Here is a 26,796-nt window from a genome sequence, read left to right on the forward strand (position 1 = left end):
GATGGAGCGAAAGGGTCGGGCGAAATGCGTCGTGCGATGCGCTAGCGGCGTTCGCGCGTGTCGGCCGGCACCGGCGGCACCAGCGGATCGAAGTCGGCCCAGCGGCCGTCGACCCACTCGCCATCGGCGCGCTCGACATCCTTGGCGCCGCCCTGGCGCAACACGGTCGCGACCGTGTCGGCGGTGGCGGTGTCAGTGCTGGTCAGGTGCGCCGCCAGCACGACGCCGGCATTGCGTACCGGCGGCTGGCCGGTGCGCGGATTGCGCCCGGCATGGCGCGCCAGCGCCAGCGCGCCCGCGAGCGAACCCAGATAGGCGCCCAGCCCGACCGCGAACACCAGTACCAGGATCGACAGCGGTGGCGTTGCGCCGAGCGCGGCCACCAGCGCCGCGCCGACTGCCGCGCCCACGGCGGCGCCGATCAGCACCCCGCTGATCGCGCCCACGCCCGATTTGCGCGCGCCGGCGTCGGCGGCGTGGTCGCCGCCGATGGCATAGGCGGCGTGCTGGCCGGGCGGGTTGACATAGAACAGGTTCAGGTCCTGGTCGGCAAAGCCCTGCGCGCGCAGCCGGCTTGCGGTGGTCTCGGCGGTGGCAAAGCTGTCGAAGCGGCCAGCGATGATGGCGGACATGGTGGCTCCTTTTCGTTCATCGATGTGGTCGGAACCGCGGCGGCTGGTAGCAGCCACGCCGCGGCGCTTGGACTCAAGGTGGACTAAAGGGGGCAGGCACGCGCCTCAGCGCTTGGCCGACTTGCCCGGCTTGGCGGACTTGGCTGCCGCGGTCCTGACGCCGGCCTTGCCCGCGGCCGCTGCCCCGGTCTTTGCCGCAGGCTTGGCCGCGCGCTTTGCAGCGGGCTTGGCGGCTGGCTTGGACATCGCCGCACTGGTCCCAGACTTGGCAGCGGTCCTGGTCGAAGTCTTGGCGGACGGCTTGGCGGACGGCTTGGCGGCCGGCATGGCGCCCGCCTTGGAGCCGATCTTCGAGCCCGCCTTCGAGCTCATCTTTGAATCCGCCATCGCGCTCGCCTTCGCGCCCGTCTTTGCGGCAGGCTTAGCCGAACGCCCCGATTCCGCGGCGGCGCCCTTGCGCTGGCCGGCCGGCTTCGCGCCTACCGGCTGCTCCTGGCTGCCTTCCCTGAGCTTCCAGTCGACGTCGTCGCGCGCGGTCTGCGTCTTCTTCTCGGCGTGCATGGCAGCGCTGGGCGAGATCGGATCGCTGGCTGGGAAGGTCATCTCCAGCGAATCGTCGACGGCAGCCTGGTAGGTCTTGGCTTCCTTGCCGCGCGATCGGGTGCCCGCGGCCGGCTTGCCGGCTGCGCCCTTGCCCGCGGACGGGCCGCTGCCGGCACGCGCCGATGGCGTGGCCCTGGTGGATTGCGCGGACCGCGTCGCGGTCGCGGACTTCGCCCGGGACGGCTTCTGTGCAACCTGCTCGGCCTGGGCGGACTTGCGGCTGGCGTTGGGCATGGTTGTTCCCTCCTTGGTTTAGGGTGCTTGATCCATGCAAGGGGCGGGCCAGAAATTTGTCAGCGGCCTTGCGCGCCAGGCTGGCGCTGCAAGCTCGCGTGTGAACGCTGCCGTACCGTGGCGCGCGGCCACCGCGCGATGGCGTCGCGGGCAAGTGGTACGCGTAGCGTGGCGCCGGCCTGGTAAAAACTACATCGAGATCGCCGACAGGACCGCCTTCAGGCCAGGCGCATATGGCGCGGGAACCGGACCGCGATGCAGACGCTGACCTTGTCGCTGTCGCAGCCCGCGCTCTCCGCGCTCAGCACGGCGCCATGCATTTCCACCATGCGCCGCGTCAGCAGCAGTGCGCTGCTTTGCCGGGACGGCGTCTCGCCGCCCTGCGGCGGGCGCCGTCCGAAGAAGTCGGTCAGCGCCGCCAGCCGGCTGGCGCTGCGCTGCGAATCGAGCGGCGGGCTTTCGGTAATGCGCAGCTTGACGTAGTCAGGCTCGCTGAACAGATGCACGCTGACCGCGCCGCCCGCGGGCGCGCGCCAGATGCAGTGCGCTAGCAGATGCCGCAGCAACGGCGCCAGCCGCATGGCATCGCCATCGATCCGGTAGGCGGCGGCATCGGGCGCGTCCGGCGCATTGGCGCTGGCGGACGCATCCGGCCATATCGCGGCTCCGTCCGTGCTCAGCGGCGACAGCAGCACGCCGCGCGCTTCGGCCGCATGGCGGCGGTCGGCAATGGCCTGCAGCGCCAGCTCGCGCAGGTCCAGCTGCTGCCAGCGCGGCGGGGCCTCGTCGGCCAGCAGCCGCACCCCCTCTTCCATTTCCTCGATCAGCGCCAGCTGCTGCTGCATGCCCGAGCGGATGCCGTCGAGCGCGCGCTGCGCCGGCGCCGGCGTGGTATCGAAGGCGCGGTCCAGCACATAGGCCCAGCTCTGGATGGCGTTCAGCGACGAGCGCAGGTCATGCGCGGATTGCTCGATCAGCGTGCTGACCTCGTGAACGCTGCTCACCGGCTGGGCGTTGCCGCTGCCGGCCGCGACCTGCGCGTTCGACGCCTGCGCGTCCGAAGGCAGAGCGGAACCTGGCTCAGGGGTGCCCGGCAAGCCGGACGGCGGAAATAGCTGCGTCATGTGCAAATCGGCCGCAGTGGCCAGGGGACATGGCAGGCCGGAGCGGCCGGGGATGTTGCCCTGCTGGGAAGCAAGAAACGTGCTGCGCGCGCCCAAGCCGGCACCCGGCCCGCCGCGCATGCCCGCCATCCCCGTGGTCGCAAGTGCTGGTGCACGCCGTCATCCGGTTGCGGACGGGCCCGAGTCATTGCGCGAGGCCCGCAGCCACTCTGGCAATTCGCCACGGGCGGCATAATCTTCCAGCCGGTTGTACAAAGTCTTCAGGCTGATGCCGAGGATTTCCGCCGCGTGCTTCTTGACCCCCGCGCACTGCTCGAGCGTGGCGAAGATCAGCTGGCGGTCGGCGTCGGCCAGCGACATGCCCACCGGCACCGACACCACCGCCGCGCCCGGCGCCTGCGTGGCCGCAACCTGCAGCGGCACCTGGGCCTCGGTGATGAGGTCGTCGTCGGCCATGATGAAGGCGCGCTGGACGAAGTTACGCAGCTCGCGCACGTTGCCAGGCCAGGCGTGCAGGCGCAGGCTGTCGAGCACATTGGGCGCGAAGCGGCGCTGCACGCCCTGCTCGGCGTTGAGCTGGTCCAGCATCATGTTGGCGATCTGGATTACGTCATCGCCGCGCGCGCGCAGCGGCGGCAGCTCCACCGGGAAGACATTGAGCCGGTGGAACAGGTCGGCGCGCAGCTTGCCGTCGGCGACCGCTTCCTCGGGGTTGCGGTTGGTGGCGGCCAGCACGCGCACATCGGCATGGCATTCGCGGTTGGTGCCGACCCGCATGAAGGTGCCGGTCTCGAGCACCCGCAGCAGCTTGACCTGCAGCTCGGCGGGCATCTCGGTGATCTCGTCCAGGAACAGCGTGCCGCCGTCGGCGCGCTCGAAATAGCCCTTGTGCTGGCGGTCGGCGCCGGTAAAGCTGCCGCGCTCGTGGCCGAACATCTCGCTTTCGATCAGCGTGGGCGAGATCGCGCCGCAGTTGACCGCCAGGAACGGCTGGCGCCGCCGCGCCGACAGCTCGTGCACGGTCTGCGCGGCGAGCTCCTTGCCGGTACCGCTCTCGCCGATCAGCAGCACGGTGGCCTCGGTGGGCGCCACCCGCGCGAGCTGGTCGTAGACCGCCTGCATCACCTCGGAGCTGCCCATCAGGCGCCCGAAGCGTCCGTAGCGGCGCAATTCGCCGCGCAGCGAATGGATCTCGGCGCGCAGCTCGCCGGTGGTGGCCAGGCGCTTGAGCACGGTCTGCAGGCGCGCGACGTTGATGGGCTTGACCAGGTAATCGGTGGCGCCGGCGCGCAGCGCTTCGACCGCGCTTTCCACGCTGGCGTAGCCGGTAGTCAGGATCACCTCGACGCCGGAGGCGCCGACCTCCTCGAACAGCTCCATGCCGTTGCCGTCGGGCAGGCGCAGGTCGGCCACGATGGCGTCCGGCATGCGCCAGCCGATCTGCAGCCGTGCTTCACGCAGCGTGCCGGCGGTGGCGGAGGTGAAGCCTTCCATGGCTACGATCTCGGCCAGGGCAGCGCATGCGTTTTCGTCGTCATCGACAATCAGGATGTGGGGCATACGATCCGTCAGTGAGACCTAATGGGAACTCAAGGCAAACCCCCGGCACTGCCTTCCGCTACCGCAACGCCGAACCGCGCCGGGTCTGCGGAAATCCGCCGGCGCGCCTCATGCGTGGCGCGTACGGCAGCCCTGGCAGGGACAGAGGGCACGGGCCCTGATTGCGGATTCTGGTCCGCGGGGGCGGGTCCACACTGCGTATTGCCAGTCTAAGCCCGGGCAGGCACGGTCGTTGCCGGTGTCCGTCTGACACAGCTGTCGGAAGTTGCCGCGCAGGCGCGCGCCGCTATGGCAAGCCCCCACGCCAGAGGCTAGCATAGGAACTTCTCCCGGCAACCTGCCACCTGCAACCCTCGATCGGCCGATGTCGGGCCAGCAACCCGTGCCAGTGACCGCCAGCCCCTCGCGGCGCAGCAACGCCGCCAACCCTTCCAGCCACGCCAGCCACGCCGCCGGCAGCGGGCCCGCGAGCGAGCCAGCGCCGCGCCGCGCCGTGCCGTCGCAGGTGTCGCTGCTGTGGGAAAGCACTGCGCCGGCGATGCAGCGCCTGCTGGCGCAGATCGAGCGCGTGGCGCCCACCGATGTCACCATGCTGGCCGTGGGGGAAAGCGGCTCGGGCAAGGAAGTCGTGGCGCGGGCGGTGCATGAGCGCAGCGCCCGCCGCAACGGCCCCTTCATTGCAGTCAACTGCGGCGCGATCCAGCCCACGCTGATCGAATCCGAACTGTTCGGCCATGAGAAAGGCGGCTTTACCGGCGCCATCGAGCAGAAGGCGGGCTACTTCGAGCAGGCCCAGGGCGGCACGCTGTTTCTGGACGAAGTCACCGAGATGCCGCTGGAGATGCAGATCAAGCTGCTGCGGGTGCTGGAAGGCCGCACCTTCCACCGCGTCGGCGGCGATACGCTGATCGCCACCGACGTGCGCATCCTCGCCGCCACCAACCGCGACCCGGTCGAAGCCGTGCGCGGCGGCCAGCTGCGCGAGGACCTGCTGTACCGGCTGGCGGTGTTCCCCTTGCATATCCCCCCGCTGCGCGAGCGGCCCGACGATATCGTGCCGCTGGCACGCCACTTCCTGGCCGAATACAACGCCATGGAGCGCACCGACAAGAGCTTCTCGGCGGGTTCGCTCGACCGCCTGCTGCGCTACGACTGGCCCGGCAATGTGCGCGAGCTGAAGAACGCGGTCTACCGCGCCTTTATCCTCGCCGACAAGGTGGTGGAGATCGGCAACCCCAACCTCGCCACCCAGGCGCCGCGGCCGACCACCGTCGACGGCGTGGTCAACGTGCGCGTCGGTACCACGCTGGCCGACACCCAGCGCGAGATCATCATGGCGACGCTGGCGCGCTTCGACGGCGACAAGCGCCAGGCCGCGCGCGCCCTCGGCATCAGCCTGAAGACGCTCTACAACCGGCTCGACGCCTACCGCTCCTTGTGAGGCGCCGCAGGGCTGGCCGGCACCGGCTCGGCCAGGGCGCGCGACAGGGTCTCGATCGACAGCGGCTTGGTCAGGTGCGCATCGAAGCCGGCCTGCCGGCTGCGGCGCCGGTCCTCGGCGGTGCCGCGCCCCGACAGCGCCAGGAACTGCACCGCGCGGCCGCGCAGGTCCTTGCGCAGCGCTTCCAGGACTTCATAGCCCGACATGTCGGGCATCTGCAGATCGAGCAGCACGCAGTCGGGCTGGAACGCCTCGGCCACCACGACGGCCTGCTGGCCGCTGTGCACCGCCTGGGCCTCGTGGCCAAGCAGGGTCAGCAGTTCGGCCATGCTGTCGGCGGAATCGGCATTGTCGTCGACCACCAGCACGCGCCGGCGCGGCGCCTTGCCCCGCGGCAGCGAGGCGGGCTCGGCCGGACGCGTGTTGGCGCGCGGCAGGATCACGGTGAAGGTGCTGCCCTTGCCCGCCCCCGCACTGTCGGCCTGGATCGCGCCGCCATGCGCTTCGAGGATGGCCTTGGCCAGCGCCAGGCCGATGCCCAGCCCGCTGCGGCTGCCGGCATCGCTTTCCTGCGCGAACAGATTGAAGATGCGGTCCAGCGCCGCGGGTTCCAGCCCGCGGCCGGTATCCGACACCGCAGTGATCACGCGCTCTGCCTCCACGCTGACATGCACGCTGACGGTCCCCCCGCGCGGGGTGTACTTGGCCGCATTGCTGAGCAGGTTCAGCAGCACCTGCCCGAGCCGCGCGGCATCGGCCCGCACAAAGGGCGATACCTCCGGCAGCGCCACCACCAGTTGCTGGCCCGACGCTTCCAGCGTGGGCCGGATCGCTTCCAGGCAGGTGGTGACCACGTCGTTGTAGGACGTCGGCGTCAGCTCCATCTTGAGCTTGCCGGCAGTGACGCGGCCCACGTCGAGCAGGTCGTTGACCAGCCGCTCCACCTGGCGCAGCTGGCGGTCGATGATCTCGGCGCAGCGGCGCACGCGCGGGCCGGTGTCGGGGGTCAGCACGATCACTTCGACGGCATTGCGCACCGGCGCCAGCGGGTTGCGCAGCTCGTGGGCCAGGATGGCGAGGAAGGACTGCAGCCGGCGGTTGCCGGCATCGAGCACTTCCAGCCGCAGCGCATCGCTGAGGTCGCGTGCCGTCCACAGCAGGCCTTCGGGGCACCCCGCCGCGTCGCGCACCAGCACCATGCGCGTGGCGCAGCGCACCACCGAGCCGTCCTTGCGCGCCAGGCGCTCCTCGCCGACCCATTGACCGCAGGCGCGCGCCGCCTCCAGCGCCGCCTGGGGGCGGCCCGCGGCGGCATCCTGGCGGGTATAGAGCCAGGCCAGCGGCCGGCCCGCCGCTTCTTCCGCGGTGTGGCCGGCGAGTGCGCGCGCGCCCGCGTTCCAGCTGCGGATGGTGCCGTCGAGCGAGAGTTCGCAGACCGCGGTGCAGGGCAGGTTCTCGGCCAGCAGGCGCAGCTTGTCGCCGGACAGGCGTGCGTGGTCGGCGGCGGCCTGCTGCACCGTGGTGTCGCGGCACGACACGATAAAGCCCGCGGCCGGTTCGCCGCGCGCAAGCGCAGCGCCATCGCCTGGCACAGCGGGGGGCAGGTCGGCCGCATCGATGCGCCGCAGCTCGCAGCTGGCGCGCAGCAGGCTGCCGTCGCGGCGCACGCGCCAGCCTTCGTCGCGCGCCTGGCCGGCGTGCGTGGCCGCATCCAGCCATTGCTGCGGCAGGCCGGCGGCAACGTCGTCGGGGCGGTGCAGCCGCGACAGATGGCTGCCGGCGATCTCGGCGGCGCTGTAGCCGAACAGCCGGCGCGCCGGCTCGGGCCACGCCACGATCACGCCGTGCGCGTCGAGTTCGAACACCGCGCAGTCCTGCACCGCATCGAGCAGGCGGCGATACCGTTGCGCGAGCTGCGCCGCCTCGCTTTCCGGCGGCAGGGGGGTCGAGCGAATTTCGGTTGCCGCTTGCAGCCCGGACATGGGGACCTTGGGTAGAGGTTGGAGGTATCAATCACTACCGTCATTCCCGCGAAGGCGGGAACGGCGGTCAATAACTGAACGGATTTACCCCGCGCGCGGGCGTTCCAGTCAATGATAGGCGCTCGCGGCCCATGCGGCACCCGATATGGCGGCGCCGTGTGCGCAGCACGCGTTCCGGAAGCAAGGAGATTGGCGGCCGGCCGCACGCATGCCGCCCGCGGGCAGCGTGCGGCGCGCAGGCGCTAGCGGCGGCGCCGCTGGACCATCGCCGCGACCGCGGCCGAGGCCCCGACCACCAGCGCGGTGGTCAGCATGGGGTAGCGCGCGGTGGTGGTGTACGGGCAGGAATGCAGCGCGGTGTGGGTGCCGGTGCGCTCCTGCAGGCCGCTGCCGCTGCCGTAGAGCGCATTGTCCTCGAGCGGGCCGGCCGGATGGCGGGTCTGCTGGGCGCGGCCCATGAAGCGGCGCATAAAGCGGTCGAAGGTATGCGGCGCATGGTACGCGGCGGCCGAGAAGGCCTTGGCCGCGGCGCCGACGAACAGCTCGCGGCGCGGGTTCTCCGCGGCGAACAGGATGGCGTCGGCGGCCAGCGCCGGGTCATACAGCGGCGGCGGCAGGCGCGGCTCGACGTCGAGGAAGTTCTTGGCGTGCATCGCCAGCGGGGTTTCCAGGCCGGCGGGCTTGATCAGCGTCACGCTGACCGGGGCCTGCTCCTGCTCCAGCTCCAGCCGCAGCGAATCGGTAAAGCCCTTGATCGCATGCTGCGAGGCCGAGTAGGCGCTCTGCAGCGGCATCGGACCGTCGGCGGCCTCGCTGCCCATGTTGATGATCGCGCCGCCACGCTCCCGCAAGTGCGCGGCAGCCGCCAGCGATCCGTGCACGGTGCCCCAGTAGTTGGTATCGAACAGACGGCGCTGGTCTTCCAGCGGCACGTCGCAATGGCGCCCGAAGATGGTCACGCCGGCGTTGTTGATCCAGGTGTCGAAGCCGCCGAAGCGCTCGATCGCGGCATGCGCCACCTTGCCGACCTCGTCGTGCCGGCCGACATCCGCGACCACCGTGATCACTTCGGTACCCTGCTCGCGCAGCTCTTCCGCCAGCTGGTGCAGCGAGCCCTCGCTGCGCGCCACCAGCACCAGGCGTGCGCCCTGCTGCGCCGCCTTGCGCGCGGTGACCAGCCCAACGCCGCTGCTGGCGCCGGTCAGCACAATGACCTGCGAGCTGATTTTCTTCAAGGTGGGTTTCATCTGCCGCTTCCTCCAGTGGGAGTCCGGCCCTGCGCCGGGCGTATCGGTGGAAAGTCGCAAGGAGCGTTCCCGTCGCGGACCCGCCGTGACCGCGGCGGCGGGGCATGACGTCCACGGCAGATTTACAACGCCTGGTAAGAACCACATGGCGCCCGGGGCGCATCCTGCTGCGCTCGACGCGGCATGTAGGACGGGCGCCGATTTCAGCGCGGCCATGTGCTGCCTAAGCTGGATGCATCCACGCAACCGGCGACCGCCATGGCCAAGACCACTTCGCAGGACTCGCGCGCGCCGCGCGCCGCTGGCAAGCGCGCGACCAAGCCTGCCGCCGGGACGGGCAGCAAGCCCGCCAAGACGAGTTCGGCGAAGCCCGCCACCAAGCGCGCCGCAAGCGTTCGGCCAGCGGCACGGGCCACCGGCACGCCCGCGGCGCTTGAAAAATACCGCCGCATGCGCGACTTCGGCGCCACGCCCGAGCCCAGCGGCGCCGCTGCCCGCGCCGCACCGCGCAAGCGCGCCGCGGAGCTGTCGTTCGTGATCCAGAAGCATGCGGCGCGGCGGCTGCACTACGACTTCAGGCTGGAGCTGGGCGGCACGCTGAAGAGCTGGGCCGTGCCCAAGGGGCCCAGCCTGGATCCCGCCGACAAGCGCATGGCGGTCCATGTCGAAGACCATCCGATGGACTACGCCGGCTTCGAGGGCGTGATTCCCGCCGGCCACTATGGCGCCGGCACGGTGATCGTGTGGGACCGCGGTACCTGGGTTCCGGTGGGCGATCCCGAGGCCGGCTACCGCAGCGGCAAGCTCAAGTTCGAGCTGCGCGGCGAAAAACTGCACGGGCACTGGACCCTGGTGCGCATGCACGGCAGCCGTCAGAAGGAACAGGACGCATGGCTGCTGATCAAGGAACGCGACGACGCCGCGGTGCCGGCATCGGAGTTCGACGTGGTCGAAGCCCTGCCCGACAGCGTGCTGGGCGGCACGCAGCGCAAGCCCGCGGCCAGGCGCGCCGGCGCCGGCAAGGCGACAAAGGCGACAAAGGCGACGAAGGCGGCCGAAGCGCCCGAAGCCCCTGCACCAGCTGCACACGATGCCATCCGCGCGCTGAAGCCACCGCCCGGCGCCACGCGCGCGGCGCTGCCGCTGGCGCTGGCGCCGCAACTGGCGACGCTGGTCGAGAAGCCCCCGCCCGACGCCGACGCCTGGCGCTACGAGATCAAGTTCGACGGCTACCGGCTGCTGGCGCGCGTCGACGGCAACGATGTGCGGCTGTTCACGCGCCAGGGCCATGACTGGACCAGCAAGCTGCGCGCGCTGGCGCGCGATGTCGGCGCGCTGGGCCTGCCCGACGGCTGGCTCGACGGCGAGATCGTGGTGCTCGGCAAGCGCGGCGAGACCGATTTCCAGGCCTTGCAGAATGCCTTCGATACCGCGCGTGTCGAAGCCATCCAGTACTTTGTGTTCGACCTGCCCTACTGCGCCGGCCATGACCTGCGCAAGGTGCCGCTGGTGGAACGCCGCGCGCTGCTGCGCCGGGTCTTCGAGCACAACATGTCGCCGCGCCTGCAGTTCAGCGAAGACTTCGAAGCCAGCGCCGGCGACATGCTCGACGCGGCGTGCCGCATGAAGCTCGAAGGCGTGATCGGCAAGCGCGTGGACTCCGGCTACGTCAGCGCGCGCAGCAATACGTGGATCAAGCTCAAATGCACCCTGCGCCAGGAATTCGTGGTAGCGGGCTTTACCGATCCCAAGGGCAGCCGCAATGGCATTGGCTCGCTGCTGCTGGGCGTGCATGACAGCGGCGGGCGCCTGCGCTATGCGGGCAATGTCGGCACCGGCTTCGACACCCGCACGCTCGACGAACTGCGCGCGCAGCTCGACGCGCTGCGCGCCGATGCGTCACCGTTCCACACCGTGCCGTCCGGCGTGCGCGGGCATTGGGTCAGGCCGAAGCTTGTGGCCGAAGTCTCGTTCGGCAGCTGGACCCGCGAAGGCCGGGTGCGCCATGCGGTGTTCCACGGCCTGCGCACCGACAAGCCCGCCGGCGCGGTCTCGGTCGAGCAGCCGGCGGCGCCCGCGAACAAAGGCAAGGCGGCGGCCACGACGCAGGACAAGCCGGCGACCAAAGCCGCCACCAAGCCAGCAACCAAGCCTGCGTCCAAAGCCAGGGCCGGCGCAGCAAAGCGCCAGACCGCAGTGGACGGCAAGGTCTCGATCAGCAACGCCGGGCGCGTGATCGATGCCGAGTCCGGCCTGACCAAGGGCGAACTGGTGCGCTACTACGAACGCGCCGCACCGCTGATGCTGCCGCACCTGCGCGGCCGGCCGATCGCGATGGTGCGCGCGCCATCGGGCGTGGGCGGCGAGCAGTTCTTCCAGCGCCACAGCGACACGCTGCGCGTGGACGGCCTCAACGTGCTGGACCCCGGACTCTGGCCGGGACATCCCGCCTTGCTGGAAATCGCCTCGGCCGAGGCGCTGGTCGCGGCTGCGCAGCTCAACGTGGTCGAGTTCCACACCTGGAATGCGAGCAAGCGCAGCATCGACCGGCCCAACCGCATCATCTTCGACCTCGACCCCGGCGAGGGGGTACCGTGGGCACAGGTGCAGGAGGCGGCCGCGCTGATGAAGGCGCTGCTGGACGAGCTGGGGCTGGCCAGCTTTCTCAAGACCAGCGGCGGCAAGGGGCTGCACGTGGTGGTGCCGGTGACCCCGCGCGCGGGCTGGGACGAGCTGAAGGATTTCGCGCGCGACGTGGTGCTGCATGTGGCCGCGACGCTGCCGCAGCGCTTCGTCGCCAAGAGCGGCGCGCGCAATCGCGTCGGCAAGATTTTCATCGATTACCTGCGCAACGGCATGGGCGCCACCACCGTGGCCGCATTCTCGGCGCGCGCGCGGCCTGGGCTGGGCGTATCGATTCCGGTGGCGTGGGAGGAACTGGACACCTTGACCAGCGCCGCGCAATGGACCGTCGCCAACGTCGAAGCCCGGCTGGACGCGCTCGAGGCGGACGACCCGTGGGCGGACTACGCCGAGACCCGGCAGGCCATCACGCGCGCCGCGGCACGGCTGGCGCGGGCCGGATAGCACGGGCGACAGGAGTTTTCGCGGCCATGACCGGCGGCACATTTCTTGCCCCTTGGTGGCGAGCGCGGCCGGGCGCTATCCACGCAGCAAACCGCGCCCGGGCGGCAACACCGTACGGAGACTGACGATGCCCTCACTCAAGATTCTCGCGAACCTGCGCGCAGCCGGCACCACCGGCGCAGCCCCGCGCAACCGCCGCAACCTGCGCCGCCTGCTGGTGTCCTGCGCCATGCTGTCGTGCGCGGCCGCACCGGTGCAGGCCAAGCTGCCCCCGCCGACGCCCGAGCAGCAGCAGGCCGCCGAAGCCAAGAAGGCCAAGGAAGCCGAAACCGCCAAGCAGCAGGCCGACGCGCTGGCCGTGGTGCAGGACCGCATTGCCGCGCGCTTTGGCAAGGGCACCGATTACAAGGGCTGGACCGAGCCGGGCAAGATCCCGCAGAAGGCCGCCGAAGCGCCGCGCTCCACCGGCCCGCAAGGCGGCACCTCGCCCAGCGCCGAAGCCCATAGCGGCGAGGCGGCGCGCCGCTAGCCCCGCACGCCCTCTGCGCCACCCTCTGCGCCGCCGGCGCCGCTGCCCGGCCGGCACGCGTCTTGCCACTGCGAAGCGGAACGGGCCGCGCAAGACTCCGCTGGCCTGTTGATGAACAAGGGGGACGGCGATGATGTGGGGGATGGGCGGTTGCAGAATTTTCAAAGGCAGTATGGGCCACCGTGGTAAGAGTTACACGCGGCACGCCAATACCAGCGCGCTTTTACACGGCGTGGCTGCCCTCGGCTTGCCGCCGCTCGGGGTGCAGCCATGAAGCCGCAAGCCAACCGCGCCGCGCTGATCCTGAATGTGGAGGACCGCGAGGGGCCGCGCTACGTCAAGAGCCGCATCCTGCATCGCGGCGGCTTCTCGGTGATCGAGGCCGTCACCGGCCACTCGGCCCTGTCGCTGGTGCGCCAGCACGCGCCGTCGCTGGTGCTGCTGTCGGCCAGGCTGCCCGACATCAGCGGCCTGGAAGTGTGCCGCCTGCTCAAGGAAGATCCGCAAACGGCGCGCACGCTGGTGCTGCTGACCTCGCCCGGGCTGGCCCAGTCGCGCCAGCGCGTCGAGGCGCTGAACTGCGGCGCCGACGGCTACCTGGTCGAGCCCGCCGAACCCGAGGAACTGCTGTCCAGCATCCAGGCGCTGCTGCGCCTGCGCGGGGCCGAAGACGCCTACCACCGCACTTCGCGCGCGCTGCACGAGCATGAGGACATGTTCCGCCAGCTTGCCGAATCGCTGGCAGACGTGGTGTGGATCCTCGATCCGTCCACGCGCCGGCTGCTGTTTGCCAGCTCGTCGCTGGCCACCGTGTGCGGCCATTCGGCCGAGCAGCTGATGGAAGACCCGCGCCTGTGCCTGGAACGCGTGGCGCCGGTTGACCGCGCGCGCGTGGAAGCCGCCGTCGAAAGCATGCTGCGCGACGGCAGCATGGACATCGAATTCGCCCTGGCCCTGCCCGGCGGCGAAACGCGTGAAGTGCGCGCACGCGCGTTCCCGGTGCGCAGCCGTGGCGGCGCCGACGACACCGGGGACACCGAAGGCAAGCAGGCCAGCGCGGACAGTGCGCCGCTGCGCATTGCCGGGATCTGCCAGGACGTGACGCTGCAGAACCGCGCCGGGCGCACGCTGCGCGACGAGGAACGGCGCAAGGACCAGTTCCTGGCGATGCTGGCGCATGAGCTGCGCAACCCGCTGGCGCCGCTGCGCAGCGCCGCCGACCTGCTGCAGCAGCTCGCGCCCACGCGCGAGGACATGTTCCGCGCGCGCGACATCATCGGCCGGCAGGTGCATCACCTGACCCGGCTGGTCGACGAGCTGCTCGACATCTCGCGCTTCAACCAGGGGCGCATCACGCTGCGGCAAGACCTGGTGGAGCTGCGCACCGCGCTCAATACCGCGGTGGAAGCGGTGCGTCCGGTGCTCGATGCCTACCGCCACACGCTGCGGCTGTCGCTGCCCGAGCAGCCGCTGCCGGTGCGCGGCGACCTGGTGCGCCTGACGCAGATCTTCAGCAACCTGCTGCAGAACGCGGCCGCCTACACCCCGGCCGGCGGCGAGATCTCGGTCGAGGCCGGCTTCGACGACAGCGCGCCGGAGACCGTGCCGGATGCGGTCTCGGGCGGACAGGTCACGGTGCGCGTGCGCGACAACGGCACCGGCCTGTCGGCAGCGCTGCAGCGGCAACTGTTCGATCCGCTGGCCCCGCCGGACCCGGCCACGGACAGCGTCGCCCCCGCCGAGGCGCCGCACAGCGCCTTCCCGCATGCCGGACCGGGCATTGGCCTGACGCTGGTGCAAAAGCTGGTGCAGCTGCACGGCGGCACTATCAATGCCTTCAGCGCCGGCCCCGGCCAGGGCAGCACCTTCACCGTGACGCTGCCGGTCGAGCCGTGGCAGAACTGGCATCCCGGCTCCGGCAAGGCGAGCCCGCGGCGCAACCTGCCGCGCCGCATCCTGGTGGTGGATGACAACGTCGACGCGCTCGAGGCCATGACCATGGCGCTGCAGGCGATGGGACATACGGTGGTGACCGCGCCCGATGGCCCCAGCGCGCTGGCGCGCGCCAGCGCTGCGCGCCCGGACCTGGTACTGCTGGACCTGGGCATGCCGGCCATGGACGGCTTTGAAACCGTGCGCCGGCTGCGTGCGCTGCCCGAACTGCGCGGCGCCAGGCTGGTCGCGCTGACCGGCTTCGGCCAGCCCGAGGACCGCCGCCGCGCGCTGGCCGCCGGCTTCGACCAGCACCTGGTCAAGCCCGCGGACCTGGACGCGCTGACGCGGCTGCTGGATGAACTGGACGAGGCGCGCGCCTAGCGCCTTGCCTGCGCCGGCCGAAGCCTTCCCCCAAGTCTTGAACAAGGAGCTATCCGTGCATACCACGCCCGATCCCGACATCCCTCCCCGCGAGCCCGAAGTCCCGCCGCCGGAGCCGCCGCCGGGACCGCCCCAACCCGTGGAAGACCCGCCTCCGGGCGACATGCCGCCACCGCCGCCGCAACGCGCCGGCGCCCGTGGCAAAGGAGCGATCAAGTGTCCCGCATCATCTGGAAAGGCGCCATTGCCTTCGGCCTCGTCAACATCCCCGTCGTCCTTCGCCCCGCGTCGCGCAGCCAGTCGCTGGACCTGGACCTGCTAGACGTGCGCGACATGGCCCCGGTGGGCTACCAGCGCATCAACAAGAGCACCGGCAAGCCGGTCGACAAGGAGCACATCGTCAAGGGCTACCAGTACGCCAAGGACGAGTACGTGCTGCTCAACGACGAGGATTTCCGCCGGGCCAATGTCGAGGCCACGCAGACCGTGGACATCGTCAGCTTTGTCGATGCCGAGAGCATTCCGCCGTACTACTTCGACACCCCGTACTACCTTGAGCCCGACAAGCGCGGCGAACGCGGCTATGCGCTGCTGCACGAAACCATGCGCCGCACCGGCAAGGCCGCGCTGGCGCTGGTGGTGCTGCGCGCGCGCCAGCACCTGGCGGCGATGCTGGTGCATGACGACGCGCTGGTGCTGAACACCATGCGCTTTGCCGACGAGGTACTGCCGATCGCCGAGCTGCGCCTGCCCAAGGCCGCCACCGGCAAGCCCACCGGCGCGCACGCGCGCGAGATCGAGATGGCCACCAAGCTGGTCGAAGACATGACCGAGGACTGGGCCCCGGAGCAATACCGCGACACCTACCGCGACGACCTGATGGCGCGCATCGAGGAAAAGATCGAATCCGGCAAGACCCACCAGCTGACCCCGGCCGCGGAAGAGGAAGAAGCGCCGCGCGCGGGCGCCAAGGTGATCGACATGGTGGCGTTGCTGCGCCAGAGCCTGGGCAAGCGCGGCAAGGGCAAGCAGGAGGAAGAGAGCGAGAGCGAGAGCGAGAGCGAAACCGAAGCGGAAGCGGAGGCCCCGCGCCGCAAGACCCCCGCGCGGCACGCCGCTGCACGCAAGGAGCCTGCCGCCAAACGGACCAGCGCCACCCCGGCCAAGCGCACGCGCAGCACCGGCTCGAAAACCGCCAGCGCCAAGCGCGCCGCCAAGAGCGAATCGCACGCGCCAGCCGCGCGCAAGAGCACCGGCACGACCAGCAGGAAGCGCGCGGCCTGATCCGTTTCTACGGATTCAAACGTGCCGCTTGGGTACTCCCTCTCCCGCTCGCGGGAGAGGGCCGGGGTGAGGGCCAGCGTCTCAACAAAGTTCGACCCGTCGAGTTTCCACTGCCCCCCTTCACCGCGTCGAAACCTTCAAATTGTCATTCACCGACGTCACGCCCTCGACGCTGCGTATCGTCTTCAACGCCAGGTCGCGCTGCTGCTGTGTCGGCACCGTGCCGCTGACCTCCACCGCACCCTGCACCGTCGTCACATGAATGCCGGTGGACTTGAGATCCTTGGTGCCGAGCAGCCGGGTCTTGATCCTGGTGGTGATGGCGCTGTCCTCGATGCTGCGCTTGGCCTGATCGACGCCCGTCACCGCGCTGCTGTCCGGATCGGGCCGGCCGGGCATGCCCGGCGCCGAGTTGACCGGCGCCACCGGCGCATTGTCGGTCGCAACGAAGATCAGCCCGCTCTTGTCGAGCGCCAGCGCGCTGCCGGCAGCCGCCGCCAGCGCCGCGGCGCAGGCCATGCGCACGCTGCGCGCGGTGGTTCGTGGAATTCGCATGGCTTCCTCCTTGACGGTCCAGCGCACCCCGCCGCCGGGCTGGCACGCGGCGCCACTGGCAAGGCATTTTTCAGCAAGCTCCATACCCACCATGGCGTGCCGGCAGTGCCTGCGCCACAGGGCCGGATGCTGTGTAAATCGGGCCACGCGTTGTAAAAGCGCCGCGGCGCGCGCGTGGCGCATCGCGCGCATCGCGCCGGCCCCGGGCGGCGTGGCGGCGCTGTCGTGCTTGGCATGGCGATTGCGAAGCAAGGTCTGCGGCAGTTCGCCGCGTCAAGGAGCTAGCAATGGGACAGCAGCAACAGCCGGGTCAATCGCAGTCGGGCCAATCGCAACAGGGCCAGAAGCAGCAGGAACAATCGCAAACTGGCCAACGCGGCAGCCAGCAGCAACCGGGACAACAAGGCGGCGGGCAAATGGGTGACAAGGACCGCATGCAGGACCAACAGCAGCAGCAGGACCGCGGCAGCTCGCAGCCTGGCCAGCAAAGCGGCCAGCGCAGCGGCCAGCAAAGCGGCCAGGGCGGGCAGATGGGTGGCCAGCAGGGTGGACAAGGCGGACAGGGCGGACAACGCCAGCAGTAACACCCAGCCGCGACAACAAGGCAGCTATCCGGGTATGTGCGTGAGCAACATGCGGTGCTGACGCAGGGGCATACGCCGGAGATTGGCAGGCCGGAACCCTGAACGGGGCTCCGGCCCTTTTTGCGCCGGCGGCACGGTGGCGGGTTCATGCGGAGGTCGCCGCCATCCCGTCATGCCGTGTATGCTGGGCCTGATCCAACCCCCTCGCCTTCCTGGCAGCTCCCGCTTTGTCCAGCGTCACCGACCCCGCCCCGGGCAGCCCCACGCCGCAGCGCCGCGGCCCGCTGCATCAGTTCTCCGCGCGACTGCGTGAACAGGCCGGTGCGCACGTGCGCGCGCTGACCCGCAGCAATTCCGGCCTGAGCCTGGACTACGACAACCCGCCCGGCGACCCCGGCCTGTTCGGCCCGGAAGCAGTCTGCTGGCGCGTGCATGCGGATTTCCCAGCGATGCTGGCCGGCGGCGTCAGCGCTTTGCTGCTGCAGACCCTGCATCCGCTGGCACTGGCAGGGGTCTGGGACCATTCCAGCTTCCGCACCGACATGCAGGGGCGCCTGGGGCGCACCGCGCAGTTCATCGCCGGCACCACCTATGGCAGCCGCGCCGACGCGATGGCGCTGATCGAACGCGTGCGGCGCATCCATACCGGCGTGTCCGGCATCGCGCCGGACGGACGGCCCTACGCGGCGACCGACCCCGCGCTGCTGACCTGGGTCCATGTGGCCGAGGTCTCGAGCTTCCTGGCGGGCTACCTGCGCTATGTGGGACCACTCGGCGCCGCCGAGCAGGACCGCTACTACGCCGAGGTCGCGTACATCGCGCAGTTGCTGGGCGCGGCCGAGGTGCCGCGCTCGCGCGCCGAAGTGGCCGCCTATCTCGAATCGATGCGGCCCGCGCTGCTGGCCAGCGAGCGCACCCGCGAAGTGGTGCGGCTGGTCAGGAAGATGCCCGTGGCCAATCCCCTGCTGCAGCCGGCGGTCAGCATCATGGCCGACGCGGGCATCGCGTTGCTGCCGCCATGGGCGCGCCGCCAGCTCGACCTCGACGGGCCTTCCGTCCGCCGTTCCGCGGCGCTGGCCGGCATGCGCGTGCTGGCGCCGGCACTGCGGTGGGCACTGGGCGCCGGCCTGGCGGCCCGGGCCCGGCGACGCGTCGCGCGCGGCACGGACGCGCAGACGGGTTGAGGGGACTGCGGAGATCGAGGCCGCGCAGGCTCGCGAACGACGTGCGTTGCAGCCGACCAGGGCCGATCAGCGAACGCTTCCTGACAGCAAAACCGAAATAGCGCCAGATTTCCCCGTATTTCGGGGAATCGATTGCCGGCGAAGTGGCGTTAAATGTGGCTCGGCATTCCGAACGGCCGGTCAGGTTATCGACCTTCCGGCCACTGCGCCGCAGAGCGCGAAGGTAACGACGCGGGCAAAAAAGAAGCCCACGCGCGGGGTGCTCGTAGGCTTTCCAGGACTGCTCGAGCCCAAACAGCTCTTGTTACGAAATATAAACGCGCTTACATGAGGTGTAAATCCCGCTTCTATCAGGGATTCCCCTTAGCGCGAAACGCGCGCTTCTGCGTATTTCTGGCACTTCTGCCCCTGAAATCATTTTCAGGTTACTTCTCGCAGAGGCTGGCAATTCCCCGCCGGCCCAATGCCCGCCTGGCCTTGCCGGCAGCGGCCGGGCCTGCGCTCGCCCCGCCTGGCACATTCGCCTCCCTCAATACCCTGTCAAGAAGCAACAACTTTAGTAGAGTTTTACCTCTAGACCATCAAAGGCGTGCCATCCGTCAACGCTTGTAAAACTTTGTTACTCTCACCCCTGAAGTATTCCCCTTCTCTTCTGGCAGCGCCAACCGCCGGCCATTGCGCGACATCCGGGGGCCCGCACGCGGGGCCGGGTCCGGGCGCAATCCAGGCGGCCAGTCCGGTCGCCTTTACCGAGAGCGGATGTTTCCCCTGCCGCCCAGGCCGCGCCGCACCCCAAGCCGCCGGCCAACGGACCGTTATCAGCCGCCAGAACCCTTGCGGGCTCTTCCGGAGTCGTTGTGAAGAAGAAGGAAATCCGGCCCAGGCAACCCAGCCGACGGCAACTGCAGTCCCAGCAATTCGCCGCATACAGCATCAGCGAGGCCCCGGTGGTCGTGCACCTGTCCAACGGCGCCCGGCTGCACGGGCTGGTACTGGCCGCCGACGATTTCGTGCTGCTGCTCGGCCGGCGACTCGACGACGACCAGCCTACCGTGGTTTACAAGCGTGCCATCTGCCTGGTCACACCCGCCGGCGCGCCGGACGAGGTCGCGCTCGCCCCGGAAACGATGGCCGCGCCGGAGTTCGTGCCGCTCTATATTCCGCGTACGCGCAAGCGCCGCTAGGCCGGCGCACGGCCCAAACGCAGTCCCACCCTCGCCGCCCGTCGTCGTACGGCGCCTCCCCCGCCCTGCCGGCACCCCGCCAAACTATCGCGGAGATCACTCTAAACCTTTCCCTTGCCCGGTCGATAACCCAAGCAACGGAGGCACTCTACGCCCTGCAAAGCAGGCCGCCAACGTTACGGCACTAGCCGGAATGCCCAAAACTTTGCATATAGGAGTCGTACCATGGCGCAAGTCATTAACACCAATTCGTTGTCTCTGATGACTCAGAACAACATGAACGCTTCGCAATCGTCGCTGAACACGGCGATCCAGCGCCTGTCGTCGGGCCTGCGCATCAACAGCGCCAAGGACGACGCCGCCGGCCTGGCGATTGCGAACCGTTTCACCTCGAACATCAACGGCCTGACGCAAGCCCAGCGCAATGCCAACGACGGCATCTCGCTGGCTCAGACGACCGAAGGTGCGCTGGCCGAAGTGACCAACAACCTGCAACGTATCCGTACGCTGTCGGTGCAAGCCGCCACCGGCTCGAACTCGGCTTCCGACCTGAAGTCGATCCAGGATGAAATCAGCCAGCGCATGTCGGAAATCGACCGCCTGTCGCAACAGACCGACTTCAACGGCGTGAAGGTGCTGTCGTCGAGCGCCAAGGCCGTGAACATCCAGGTCGGCGCCAACGATGGCCAGACCATCGCGGTCAACCTGCAGGAAATCAGCACCAAGACGCTGGGCCTGCAGAGCTTCAACGTGAACGGCCCGCAAGCCACCGCAACGGCTTCGTTCGACGGCACGGCAACGATGATCGGCGTGGCTGACGCCGCCGCCGCCGACTTCCAGAAGGCCTACGGCGCAACCACCAACGTCTCCGCCAGCACGGTCACGGAAAAGACCGGCGGCACCCTGGCTACCACCCTGGGTATCGGCTCGGGCAGCGTCACCATCGGCGCCAACGCCGTGGTCGACAAGAACGGCAACTGGTTCGCCGAAGTCTCCATCACCCCGGCAAGCGCCGCAGAAGCACAGGCGCTGAAGAACCAGGGTATGTCCGGCGCCGTCAGCGGCACGACGATGCGCACGTATGTGGCCCTGGACCCGGCTTCCGCCGACACCACCACGACTTCGGGCACTGCCGCCTTCAGCTTCGACACCAGCAAGCTGACCGCCGCCAACCTGACGGCAGGCGCTTCGGCCAATCCGCTGTCGACTCTGGACGCCGCGCTGCAAAAGGTGGACAACCTGAAGAGCTCGCTGGGTTCGATCCAGAACCGCCTGGATTCGACCATCGCCAACCTGGGCACGACCATCACCAACCTGTCGTCGTCGCGCTCGCGCATCCAGGATGCTGACTACGCAACGGAAGTGTCGAACATGACCCGCGCCAACATCCTGCAACAAGCTGGCACCTCGGTACTGGCCCAGGCCAACCAGACCACGCAAGGCGTGCTGTCGCTGCTGCGTTAATTGACTGACGTGTAGCAACGGAGCCGGGCCTCGTGCCCGGCTCCGGCATGGAGTGTTTCCCCAGGACCGAGGTCCTGGGAAAACATTTCAGGAACGAATTGAGCCGCCCATGGCTACTGCCGCAACTACTTCGACCATGCCGATATCCGTGCTGGCGGTCCAGCCCAACGGGCAGCCGGAACGGCCGCTGACTGGCATACCCGCCGCGGGCGACACGGTGGCCAGGCAGGGAAACAGCACGGGGGGCGGCCAGAAATCGCCGCTTCAGGCACCGCCGCTTGACGCCGCCCTTGCCCGCCTGACCGACGCACTCCGCACCGCCTCGGTCAGCGTTCAGTTCGAAATTGACAGCACCAGCCACCGTGTCATCACCAAGGTGATGGACAAGGCCACCGGTGAAGTGATCCGGCAGATTCCCACCGAAGAACTGGTCCGGATCTCCGATGCCATGGCACAGTTGCAGGGCCTGTTCGTGAACCAGACCGCTTGAGCGCCGCCGCCCACCCGGATTTGAAGTAGCACATTGGAGTATAAGAATGCCAACAATCTCAAACCTCGGCGTTGGTTCCGGCCTGGATCTCGGCGCACTGCTCGACCAGCTCACAACCGCTGAGCAGGTACCGCTGACAGTTCTCAAACAAAAGCAATCCAGCTACAACACCAAGCTGTCGGCTTATGGCCAGCTGCAGAGCATGCTCGCAGCGTTCCAAGGCGCGGCCAACCAGTTGTCCAAGCCGAGCTTCTTCAACGCCGCGACGGCCACTTCGAGCAATACCGGTGTCCTGACCGCCACGGGCAGCAACACCGCGGCTGCTGGCACCTATGCGATCAACGTCAGCGCCCTGGCCCAGGCGCAATCGCTGGTAGGTACCGGACAGGCCAAGCAGGATACGGCCATCGGCACGGGCACGATCCATATCGATTTCGGTGCGATCACCGGCGGCACGCTCGACAGCAATCCCGCCAGCCCGACCTACGGCAAGTACAGCGGGGCAGCCTTCACCGCCAACTCTGGCTCGACCGGCTTCGACATCACGATCGACAGCAGCAACAACACCCTGCAAGGCATCCGCGATGCCATCAACAAGGCCAATGCCGGCGTCACCGCCAGCATCATCAACGATGGTTCCGGCACCCCTTATCGCCTGGTCCTGAACTCGAACAATACCGGCGCGACCAACAGCATGCGCATTTCGGTCACGTCGGGGGACGGCACCAGCGCGCTGTCCGACCTCGTCGCCCACGATCCGGCGGGCGCGCAGAACCTGCAGCAGACCGTCGCCGCCCAGAATGCGACGCTGACCGTCAACAACATCGCCATCCAAAGTGCCAGCAACCAAGTCAGCGGCGCAGTCCAGGGTGTGACGCTGTCGCTGGCGCAGACCGGCACCAGCAACGTCACGGTCCAGCGCGACAATGCCGCGGTGCAAAACGGTGTCCAGGCCTTCGTCACCGCCTACAACAACCTGCAGAAGGCTGCTGCCAACCTGTCGGCCTACGACCCCACCACAAAAACCGGTTCGCCGCTCACCGGCGACGGCGTGCTTCGCGTCATCCAGAACCAGATCCGCGGCGTACTTAACACGCCGCAGCCAGGCAGCGGATCGAACGCCATCACGGCACTGGCTCAGGTGGGCGTGACGTTCCAGGTCGATGGCACAATGGCCCTGGATACCGCCAAGCTGACCAAGGCAATGGCCGACAATCCGAGCGGCGTTGCAGCATTGTTTGGCAATGACGATGGCAAGAGCGGCTATGGCAACCAGTTGAGTACCACCATCACCGCACTGACCAGCAGCAAGGGTGCGTTGACGGCTGCCACCGATGGCATCAACCGAAGCCTGAAGGACCTGAGCGATCAGTACAGCGCGACCGAACTGCGTATCAACGCCACCATTGAGAACTACCGTGCGCAGTTCACCCAGCTGGACATGGTGATGGCCAAGATGAAAAACACCAGCAGTTACCTGACGCAGCAGTTCAATGCCCTGAACAATTCGTCGGGCAGCAAGTAAGACTGCACGCCTTTACCGGGAGCCTATCGCCATGTTCGCGCGCAATGCCATCAATGCCTATGCCCAGGTCGGCGTCGAGACCGGAGCCATGAGCGCCAGCCCGCACCGGCTGATCGTCATGCTGTTCGACGGGGCGCGCGCCGCCATCGCCAAGGCCCGCTTCCACATGGAGGCTGGCGATATCCCGGCTAAAGGCAACGCGATTTCCAAGGCAATCGACATCATCGTCAATGGCCTCAACGCAGTGCTCGACCATGACGCCGGCGGCGAGATTGCTGCCGATCTGGAAGCACTCTATGACTATATGGTCCGCCGCCTGATGCAGGCCAATCTGCACAATGACACGGGACTGCTGACAGAGGTGGATGGCCTGCTCGGCAATCTCGCCTCGGCCTGGGCCCAGATCGGCGAACCGCTGCAGGCCCCGGCGCCTGCGCCGTTGGCAGTCGTGGAGAACTGAAATGCATCCGCTTCAAATGAGTGTTTCGGCCGCGGTTATCCGAGGCTATGAGGAGTTGTTGCTTATCTCCGAGCAGATGCTGGACGCCGCACGCGCCGGCAACTGGGATGCGATGAGCGAGCTGCAACAGGTCTATGTGGCGGAGGTCGATCAGCTCCGCGCTCTCGGGCCCCATCCCGAGCCCTCGGCGCAGGAGCGCATCCGCCGCTATCGCCTGCTGGAACGTATCCTTGCGCACGATGCGGCCATCCGCCAGATTCTGACGCCGCAGCTGTCGCGGCTCGAAGCCCTGCTAGGCAGCTCGCGCCGCAAGCAGGAGCTCGGCCTTGCGTACAACGTAGCCTTCTGAGCCATACGGCGGCAAGCGCTTCCCTGCGCTCCCGCCCGCTTCGGAGGTCGCCGAACTCCTGCCCCGCCAACGCGAAACGCGGCGCCTTGCCCTAATGGCCCTATCGGCCCTATCGGCCCTATCGGCCCTATCGGCCCTATCGGCCCTATCGGCCCTACTGGCTTGCATCATGACCGGCCTGCTCCTGCCCCCCGACGCCTCCCTGGCTGCGCGTCCCGATACACAAGCCCTGCAGACACTGCGGCCAACGCTGTCGGTCAACAAGCTGGCCGCGCTGCTGCCCACGCCGGACGTCATCGAGACCAATACGCGCAACGCCGGGCAGGCCGGCAACGCGGCGATTCAGGGCAAGCAGGCACATGCAGTCGGCAACGGCGCCAACATCGGACTGCCGTTCGGCACCACCTCGACACGTGAAACGCTGAGCTTCGCGGCCCGGACCATTCTCGACCTGCTGGGCGGCGCTGCACGCGAGCTGCCGCGCGCCGCCGCGACGCTGATGCCGGCACCGCCCACCGCGGCGACGGTTGCGACGCTGCCGACGGCGCTCGCGGCACTGGTGGACCACAGTGGTCTGTTCTACGAATCGCACCTGGCAGCGTGGGTCAATGGCGCGCGCGCGCTGGCCGCGCTCAGGCAGGAACCGCAGGCGGCACTGGGCGCGCGCGCTGGCGCGGCACAGGCAGCGCCCGCACCGGCGACCGCGCTGCTTCCCGCGCCGGTATCACGGTCTGAAGCGGCGAGCGCCGCGGCCAGGGCCGCCAGCGCCGCCATCGCCAGCCCGGCCGATATGCTAGACCGGGCGCTGGCAATGCACGCCGCCACGTCAGCCGCGGCCGCGACGCAGGACGAGGGGTTATACGCCCGTACGCCGGCAACCCACGCCGCCGCATCGGCTGAGGCCGAGTCCGCACCGCGGGCGCCGGCTCCAGGCGCGCAGACCGGCTCCGGCCCCGCCACAACGCCACAGCAGGGCGCGCAGCGTTATGAGGCCATGGCGCGGGCGACCGACGTGCCCGCGGCATCGGCGCGCGCCGCCCAGCACGCCGACGATATCCAGCCCAGCGCCCCGGCCGGCACCGCGTCGACGGGTCCCGCCGTACATCCGGGCGCCGAGGGGCTGGTGCGCCAGCAACTCGAATTGCTGGCCACCCAGCAGTTTCGCTGGATCGGCGAAGCGTGGCCGGGCACACAGATGGCGTGGGAAATTGCGCGCGATCCTGTAGACGATGGCGACGCACATGGCGATGCCAGTGCCCGCACCTGGTCGACGCGCCTGCTGCTGGAGCTGCCCGAACTGGGCACGATCGAAGCGCGCCTGTCCTTGTCGCCTGGGGGCCTGGGCGCGCGTCTGATGGCGGACGCGTCCGGCGTGGCCGGCCGCTTCGACGATGCCCGCGGCAGGCTGCAGGAGCGGCTGGCGGCCAATGGTATCGAGCTGGTCCAGTTCGTTACCGGCACCGGCACGCCAAAGGCAGCATCATGAGCGACGCCGACATCCCGCGCGGCGCCGCGGTGGCGCTGAAGTACGGCCACGATGACAGCGCACCGCGCGTGGTCGCCAAAGGCTATGGGGTCGTCGCCGAATCGATCATCGCGCGCGCGAAGGAAGCTGGCGTCTATGTGCACGACTCGCCGGCGCTGGTGAACCTGCTGATGCAGGTGGACATGGACAGCCACATTCCGCCGCAGCTCTATGTCGCGGTGGCGGAGCTGCTGGCCTGGCTGTACCAGCTCGAGCGCGAGCAGGCGGAAGACCCAGCGTTGCGGCCCGCTGGCTGAGCGCCGTCCGCGGCCCGGCGCTCACCCTCGCCGCTTCAGGCCGCTGCCTGCATGGCGCCGGCGCCGAGCAGGTCCCGTACCGCGGCAGCGACGCGCGCCACGTCCTCGCGCGTCAGGTTGAGTCCCGACGGCAGGTTCACGCCGTGTGCCGACACGGCATACGCCACCGCGTTGCGCGCCCGCGCCGCCTGCGCCTGCGGCGTCGCCGCATAGGCATCCAGGCTGCTGAGCGGGCTGAAGAACGGCCGGCAGTCGATACCCTGCTCGCCCAGCCGACGGATCGATTCAGCCTTGCCGCCAAGCCGCGCGGGCATGATCGCGGTCACCATCCAGTAGGTGTTGCGCACATCGTCGGCTTCGCTGTTCAGCACCAGATCGCCGCAGTCGGCCAGCGCCTCGCGGTACCAGCCGAAGATCTCGCGCTTGCGCGTCACCAGTTCCTCGGCGCGCTCGATCTGCGCCAGGCCCAACGCCGCCTGCATGCTGCTCATCTTGTACTTGTAGCCAACCTCGCGATTCTCGAACATGGTGTCGCCTGGGCGGCGGCCGTGATCGCGCAATACCAGCACGCGCCGGTAGACCGTCTCGTCATCGGTAATCAGCATGCCGCCTTCGCCGGTGGTCAACGTCTTCGAGCCGTGGAAGCTGAAGGCGCCGGTCACGCCGAAGGTGCCGGCGGCGCGCCCGCGATATCGGGTACCCGCCGCTTCGGCGGCATCCTCGACGATGGCGATGCCGTGGCGCTGCGCCACCTCACTGATGGCCGTGTAGTCGGGCACATTGCCATACAGGTCGACCGGGATCACCGCCCTGGTACGCGGCGTAATGCATGCCGCGAACGACTCGGCCGACAGGCACCAGCTCACCGGATCGATATCAGCGAACACCGGCGTCGCCCCCACGTAGCTGACCGGCGCCGCGCTCGCGATCCAGGTGCAGTCCGGCACGATCACCTCATCGCCGGGACCGATTCCCAGCGCCAGCAACGACAGGTGCAGCGCCGACGTGCATGACGGCAGCGACACAGCATGGCGCACGCCGTGGTAGTCGGCAAAGGCACGCTCGAACCGCTCGTGATAGACGTTGGCGTTGGCGTACCAGGCGTTGGTGACCGCGTCGGTGACGTAGGCAATCTCCTTTTCGGTGATCGAGGGGCCGGAGACGGGGATACGATGCATGG

The 26,796-nt window shown here is 69.0% G+C and carries 23 protein-coding genes; 14 read left to right on the plus strand and 9 right to left on the minus strand.

Annotated elements, in window-relative coordinates:
* Positions 1–41 precede the first annotated feature (41 nt).
* The 4 genes from A2G96_RS29840 to A2G96_RS29855 all read right to left on the minus strand — a co-directional run bounded on the left by A2G96_RS29840 (position 42) and on the right by A2G96_RS29855 (position 4,153).
* Complete coding sequence (locus tag A2G96_RS29840) at positions 42–632, minus strand: DUF6861 domain-containing protein (RefSeq protein ID WP_062803729.1); 591 nt, start codon at positions 630–632, stop codon at positions 42–44.
* Between the two features lie 105 nt (positions 633–737).
* Positions 738–1,469 (minus strand): hypothetical protein, encoded by a 732-nt coding sequence (locus tag A2G96_RS29845; RefSeq protein WP_062803730.1) that lies wholly within the window; start codon positions 1,467–1,469, stop codon positions 738–740.
* Positions 1,470–1,687: 218 nt separating this feature from the next.
* Positions 1,688–2,593, minus strand: a complete 906-nt coding sequence (locus tag A2G96_RS29850; protein ID WP_231909698.1) for a sensor histidine kinase — start codon at positions 2,591–2,593, stop codon at positions 1,688–1,690.
* Between the two features lie 159 nt (positions 2,594–2,752).
* On the minus strand, positions 2,753–4,153 hold the full coding sequence (locus A2G96_RS29855) for a sigma-54-dependent transcriptional regulator (protein ID WP_062803731.1): 1,401 nt from the start codon (positions 4,151–4,153) through the stop codon (positions 2,753–2,755).
* Positions 4,154–4,535: 382 nt separating this feature from the next.
* Between A2G96_RS29855 and A2G96_RS29860 the strand changes: the two genes are divergently transcribed.
* Positions 4,536–5,594, plus strand: a complete 1,059-nt coding sequence (locus tag A2G96_RS29860; RefSeq protein WP_062804213.1) for a sigma-54 interaction domain-containing protein — start codon at positions 4,536–4,538, stop codon at positions 5,592–5,594.
* Here the strand turns inward: A2G96_RS29860 and A2G96_RS29865 are convergent.
* Both A2G96_RS29865 and A2G96_RS29870 read right to left on the minus strand, forming a co-directional pair.
* Positions 5,579–7,576, minus strand: coding sequence for a hybrid sensor histidine kinase/response regulator (locus tag A2G96_RS29865; protein ID WP_062803732.1), 1,998 nt, complete (start codon positions 7,574–7,576; stop codon positions 5,579–5,581). The two genes, A2G96_RS29860 and A2G96_RS29865, sit on opposite strands and share 16 nt — an antisense overlap.
* A gap of 242 nt (positions 7,577–7,818) precedes the next feature.
* Entirely contained in the window at positions 7,819–8,823 is a 1,005-nt protein-coding gene (locus A2G96_RS29870) for an SDR family oxidoreductase (RefSeq protein WP_062803733.1), read from the minus strand.
* A gap of 258 nt (positions 8,824–9,081) precedes the next feature.
* Between A2G96_RS29870 and ligD the strand changes: the two genes are divergently transcribed.
* From ligD to ku, 4 genes are all read left to right on the plus strand, one after another.
* Positions 9,082–11,910 (plus strand): DNA ligase D, encoded by a 2,829-nt coding sequence (gene ligD, locus A2G96_RS29875; RefSeq protein ID WP_062803734.1) that lies wholly within the window; start codon positions 9,082–9,084, stop codon positions 11,908–11,910.
* 127 nt (positions 11,911–12,037) lie between these two features.
* Positions 12,038–12,439 carry a hypothetical protein gene (locus A2G96_RS29880; RefSeq protein ID WP_062803735.1) on the plus strand — a complete coding sequence of 134 codons (402 nt, stop codon included), beginning with the start codon at positions 12,038–12,040 and terminating at the stop codon, positions 12,437–12,439.
* A gap of 270 nt (positions 12,440–12,709) precedes the next feature.
* The gene (locus A2G96_RS29885; RefSeq protein ID WP_062803736.1) at positions 12,710–14,755 is read left to right on the plus strand and encodes a hybrid sensor histidine kinase/response regulator; all 2,046 of its coding nucleotides are present in this window, start codon (positions 12,710–12,712) and stop codon (positions 14,753–14,755) included.
* Positions 14,756–14,971: 216 nt separating this feature from the next.
* Positions 14,972–16,039 carry a non-homologous end joining protein Ku gene (gene ku / locus A2G96_RS29890; RefSeq protein WP_062803737.1) on the plus strand — a complete coding sequence of 356 codons (1,068 nt, stop codon included), beginning with the start codon at positions 14,972–14,974 and terminating at the stop codon, positions 16,037–16,039.
* A gap of 120 nt (positions 16,040–16,159) precedes the next feature.
* Here ku and A2G96_RS34195 read toward each other — a convergent pair whose 3' ends face one another.
* Positions 16,160–16,846 (minus strand): BON domain-containing protein, encoded by a 687-nt coding sequence (locus A2G96_RS34195; protein WP_231909699.1) that lies wholly within the window; start codon positions 16,844–16,846, stop codon positions 16,160–16,162.
* A 29-nt stretch (positions 16,847–16,875) separates the two neighbouring features.
* The gene (locus tag A2G96_RS29900; protein ID WP_179949071.1) at positions 16,876–17,148 is read right to left on the minus strand and encodes a hypothetical protein; all 273 of its coding nucleotides are present in this window, start codon (positions 17,146–17,148) and stop codon (positions 16,876–16,878) included.
* Positions 17,149–17,405: 257 nt separating this feature from the next.
* Here A2G96_RS29900 and A2G96_RS29905 point away from each other — a divergent pair, with 257 nt between their 5' ends.
* The 9 genes from A2G96_RS29905 (at position 17,406) to A2G96_RS29945 (ending at position 25,616) form a co-directional block, all read left to right on the plus strand.
* Positions 17,406–18,362, plus strand: a complete 957-nt coding sequence (locus A2G96_RS29905; RefSeq protein ID WP_062803738.1) for an oxygenase MpaB family protein — start codon at positions 17,406–17,408, stop codon at positions 18,360–18,362.
* 857 nt (positions 18,363–19,219) lie between these two features.
* Positions 19,220–19,546 (plus strand): RNA chaperone Hfq, encoded by a 327-nt coding sequence (locus tag A2G96_RS29910; RefSeq protein WP_062803739.1) that lies wholly within the window; start codon positions 19,220–19,222, stop codon positions 19,544–19,546.
* A 225-nt stretch (positions 19,547–19,771) separates the two neighbouring features.
* Entirely contained in the window at positions 19,772–21,010 is a 1,239-nt protein-coding gene (locus tag A2G96_RS29915) for a flagellin FliC (RefSeq protein ID WP_062803740.1), read from the plus strand.
* 109 nt (positions 21,011–21,119) lie between these two features.
* Complete coding sequence (locus tag A2G96_RS32895; protein WP_082819151.1) at positions 21,120–21,500, plus strand: flagellar protein FlaG; 381 nt, start codon at positions 21,120–21,122, stop codon at positions 21,498–21,500.
* Positions 21,501–21,546: 46 nt separating this feature from the next.
* A complete protein-coding gene (fliD, locus tag A2G96_RS29925) occupies positions 21,547–23,025 on the plus strand; it encodes a flagellar filament capping protein FliD (protein ID WP_062803741.1) in 1,479 nt (492 codons plus the stop codon).
* A 31-nt stretch (positions 23,026–23,056) separates the two neighbouring features.
* Entirely contained in the window at positions 23,057–23,485 is a 429-nt protein-coding gene (gene fliS / locus A2G96_RS29930; RefSeq protein WP_062803742.1) for a flagellar export chaperone FliS, read from the plus strand.
* A gap of 1 nt (position 23,486) precedes the next feature.
* Positions 23,487–23,834, plus strand: coding sequence for a flagellar protein FliT (locus A2G96_RS29935; protein WP_062803743.1), 348 nt, complete (start codon positions 23,487–23,489; stop codon positions 23,832–23,834).
* Positions 23,835–24,003: 169 nt separating this feature from the next.
* Complete coding sequence (gene fliK, locus A2G96_RS29940) at positions 24,004–25,320, plus strand: flagellar hook-length control protein FliK (protein WP_062803744.1); 1,317 nt, start codon at positions 24,004–24,006, stop codon at positions 25,318–25,320.
* Complete coding sequence (locus tag A2G96_RS29945; protein WP_062803745.1) at positions 25,317–25,616, plus strand: EscU/YscU/HrcU family type III secretion system export apparatus switch protein; 300 nt, start codon at positions 25,317–25,319, stop codon at positions 25,614–25,616. The genes fliK and A2G96_RS29945 overlap by 4 nt, the downstream gene beginning before the upstream one ends.
* 35 nt (positions 25,617–25,651) lie before the next feature.
* On the opposite strand, the gene A2G96_RS29950 is transcribed toward A2G96_RS29945, so the two are convergent.
* A complete protein-coding gene (locus tag A2G96_RS29950; protein ID WP_062803746.1) occupies positions 25,652–26,794 on the minus strand; it encodes a DegT/DnrJ/EryC1/StrS family aminotransferase in 1,143 nt (380 codons plus the stop codon).
* Between the last annotated feature and the right edge of the window lie 2 nt (positions 26,795–26,796).

Source organism: Cupriavidus nantongensis (genome assembly GCF_001598055.1).
Classification (GTDB): Bacteria; Pseudomonadota; Gammaproteobacteria; order Burkholderiales; family Burkholderiaceae; genus Cupriavidus; species Cupriavidus nantongensis.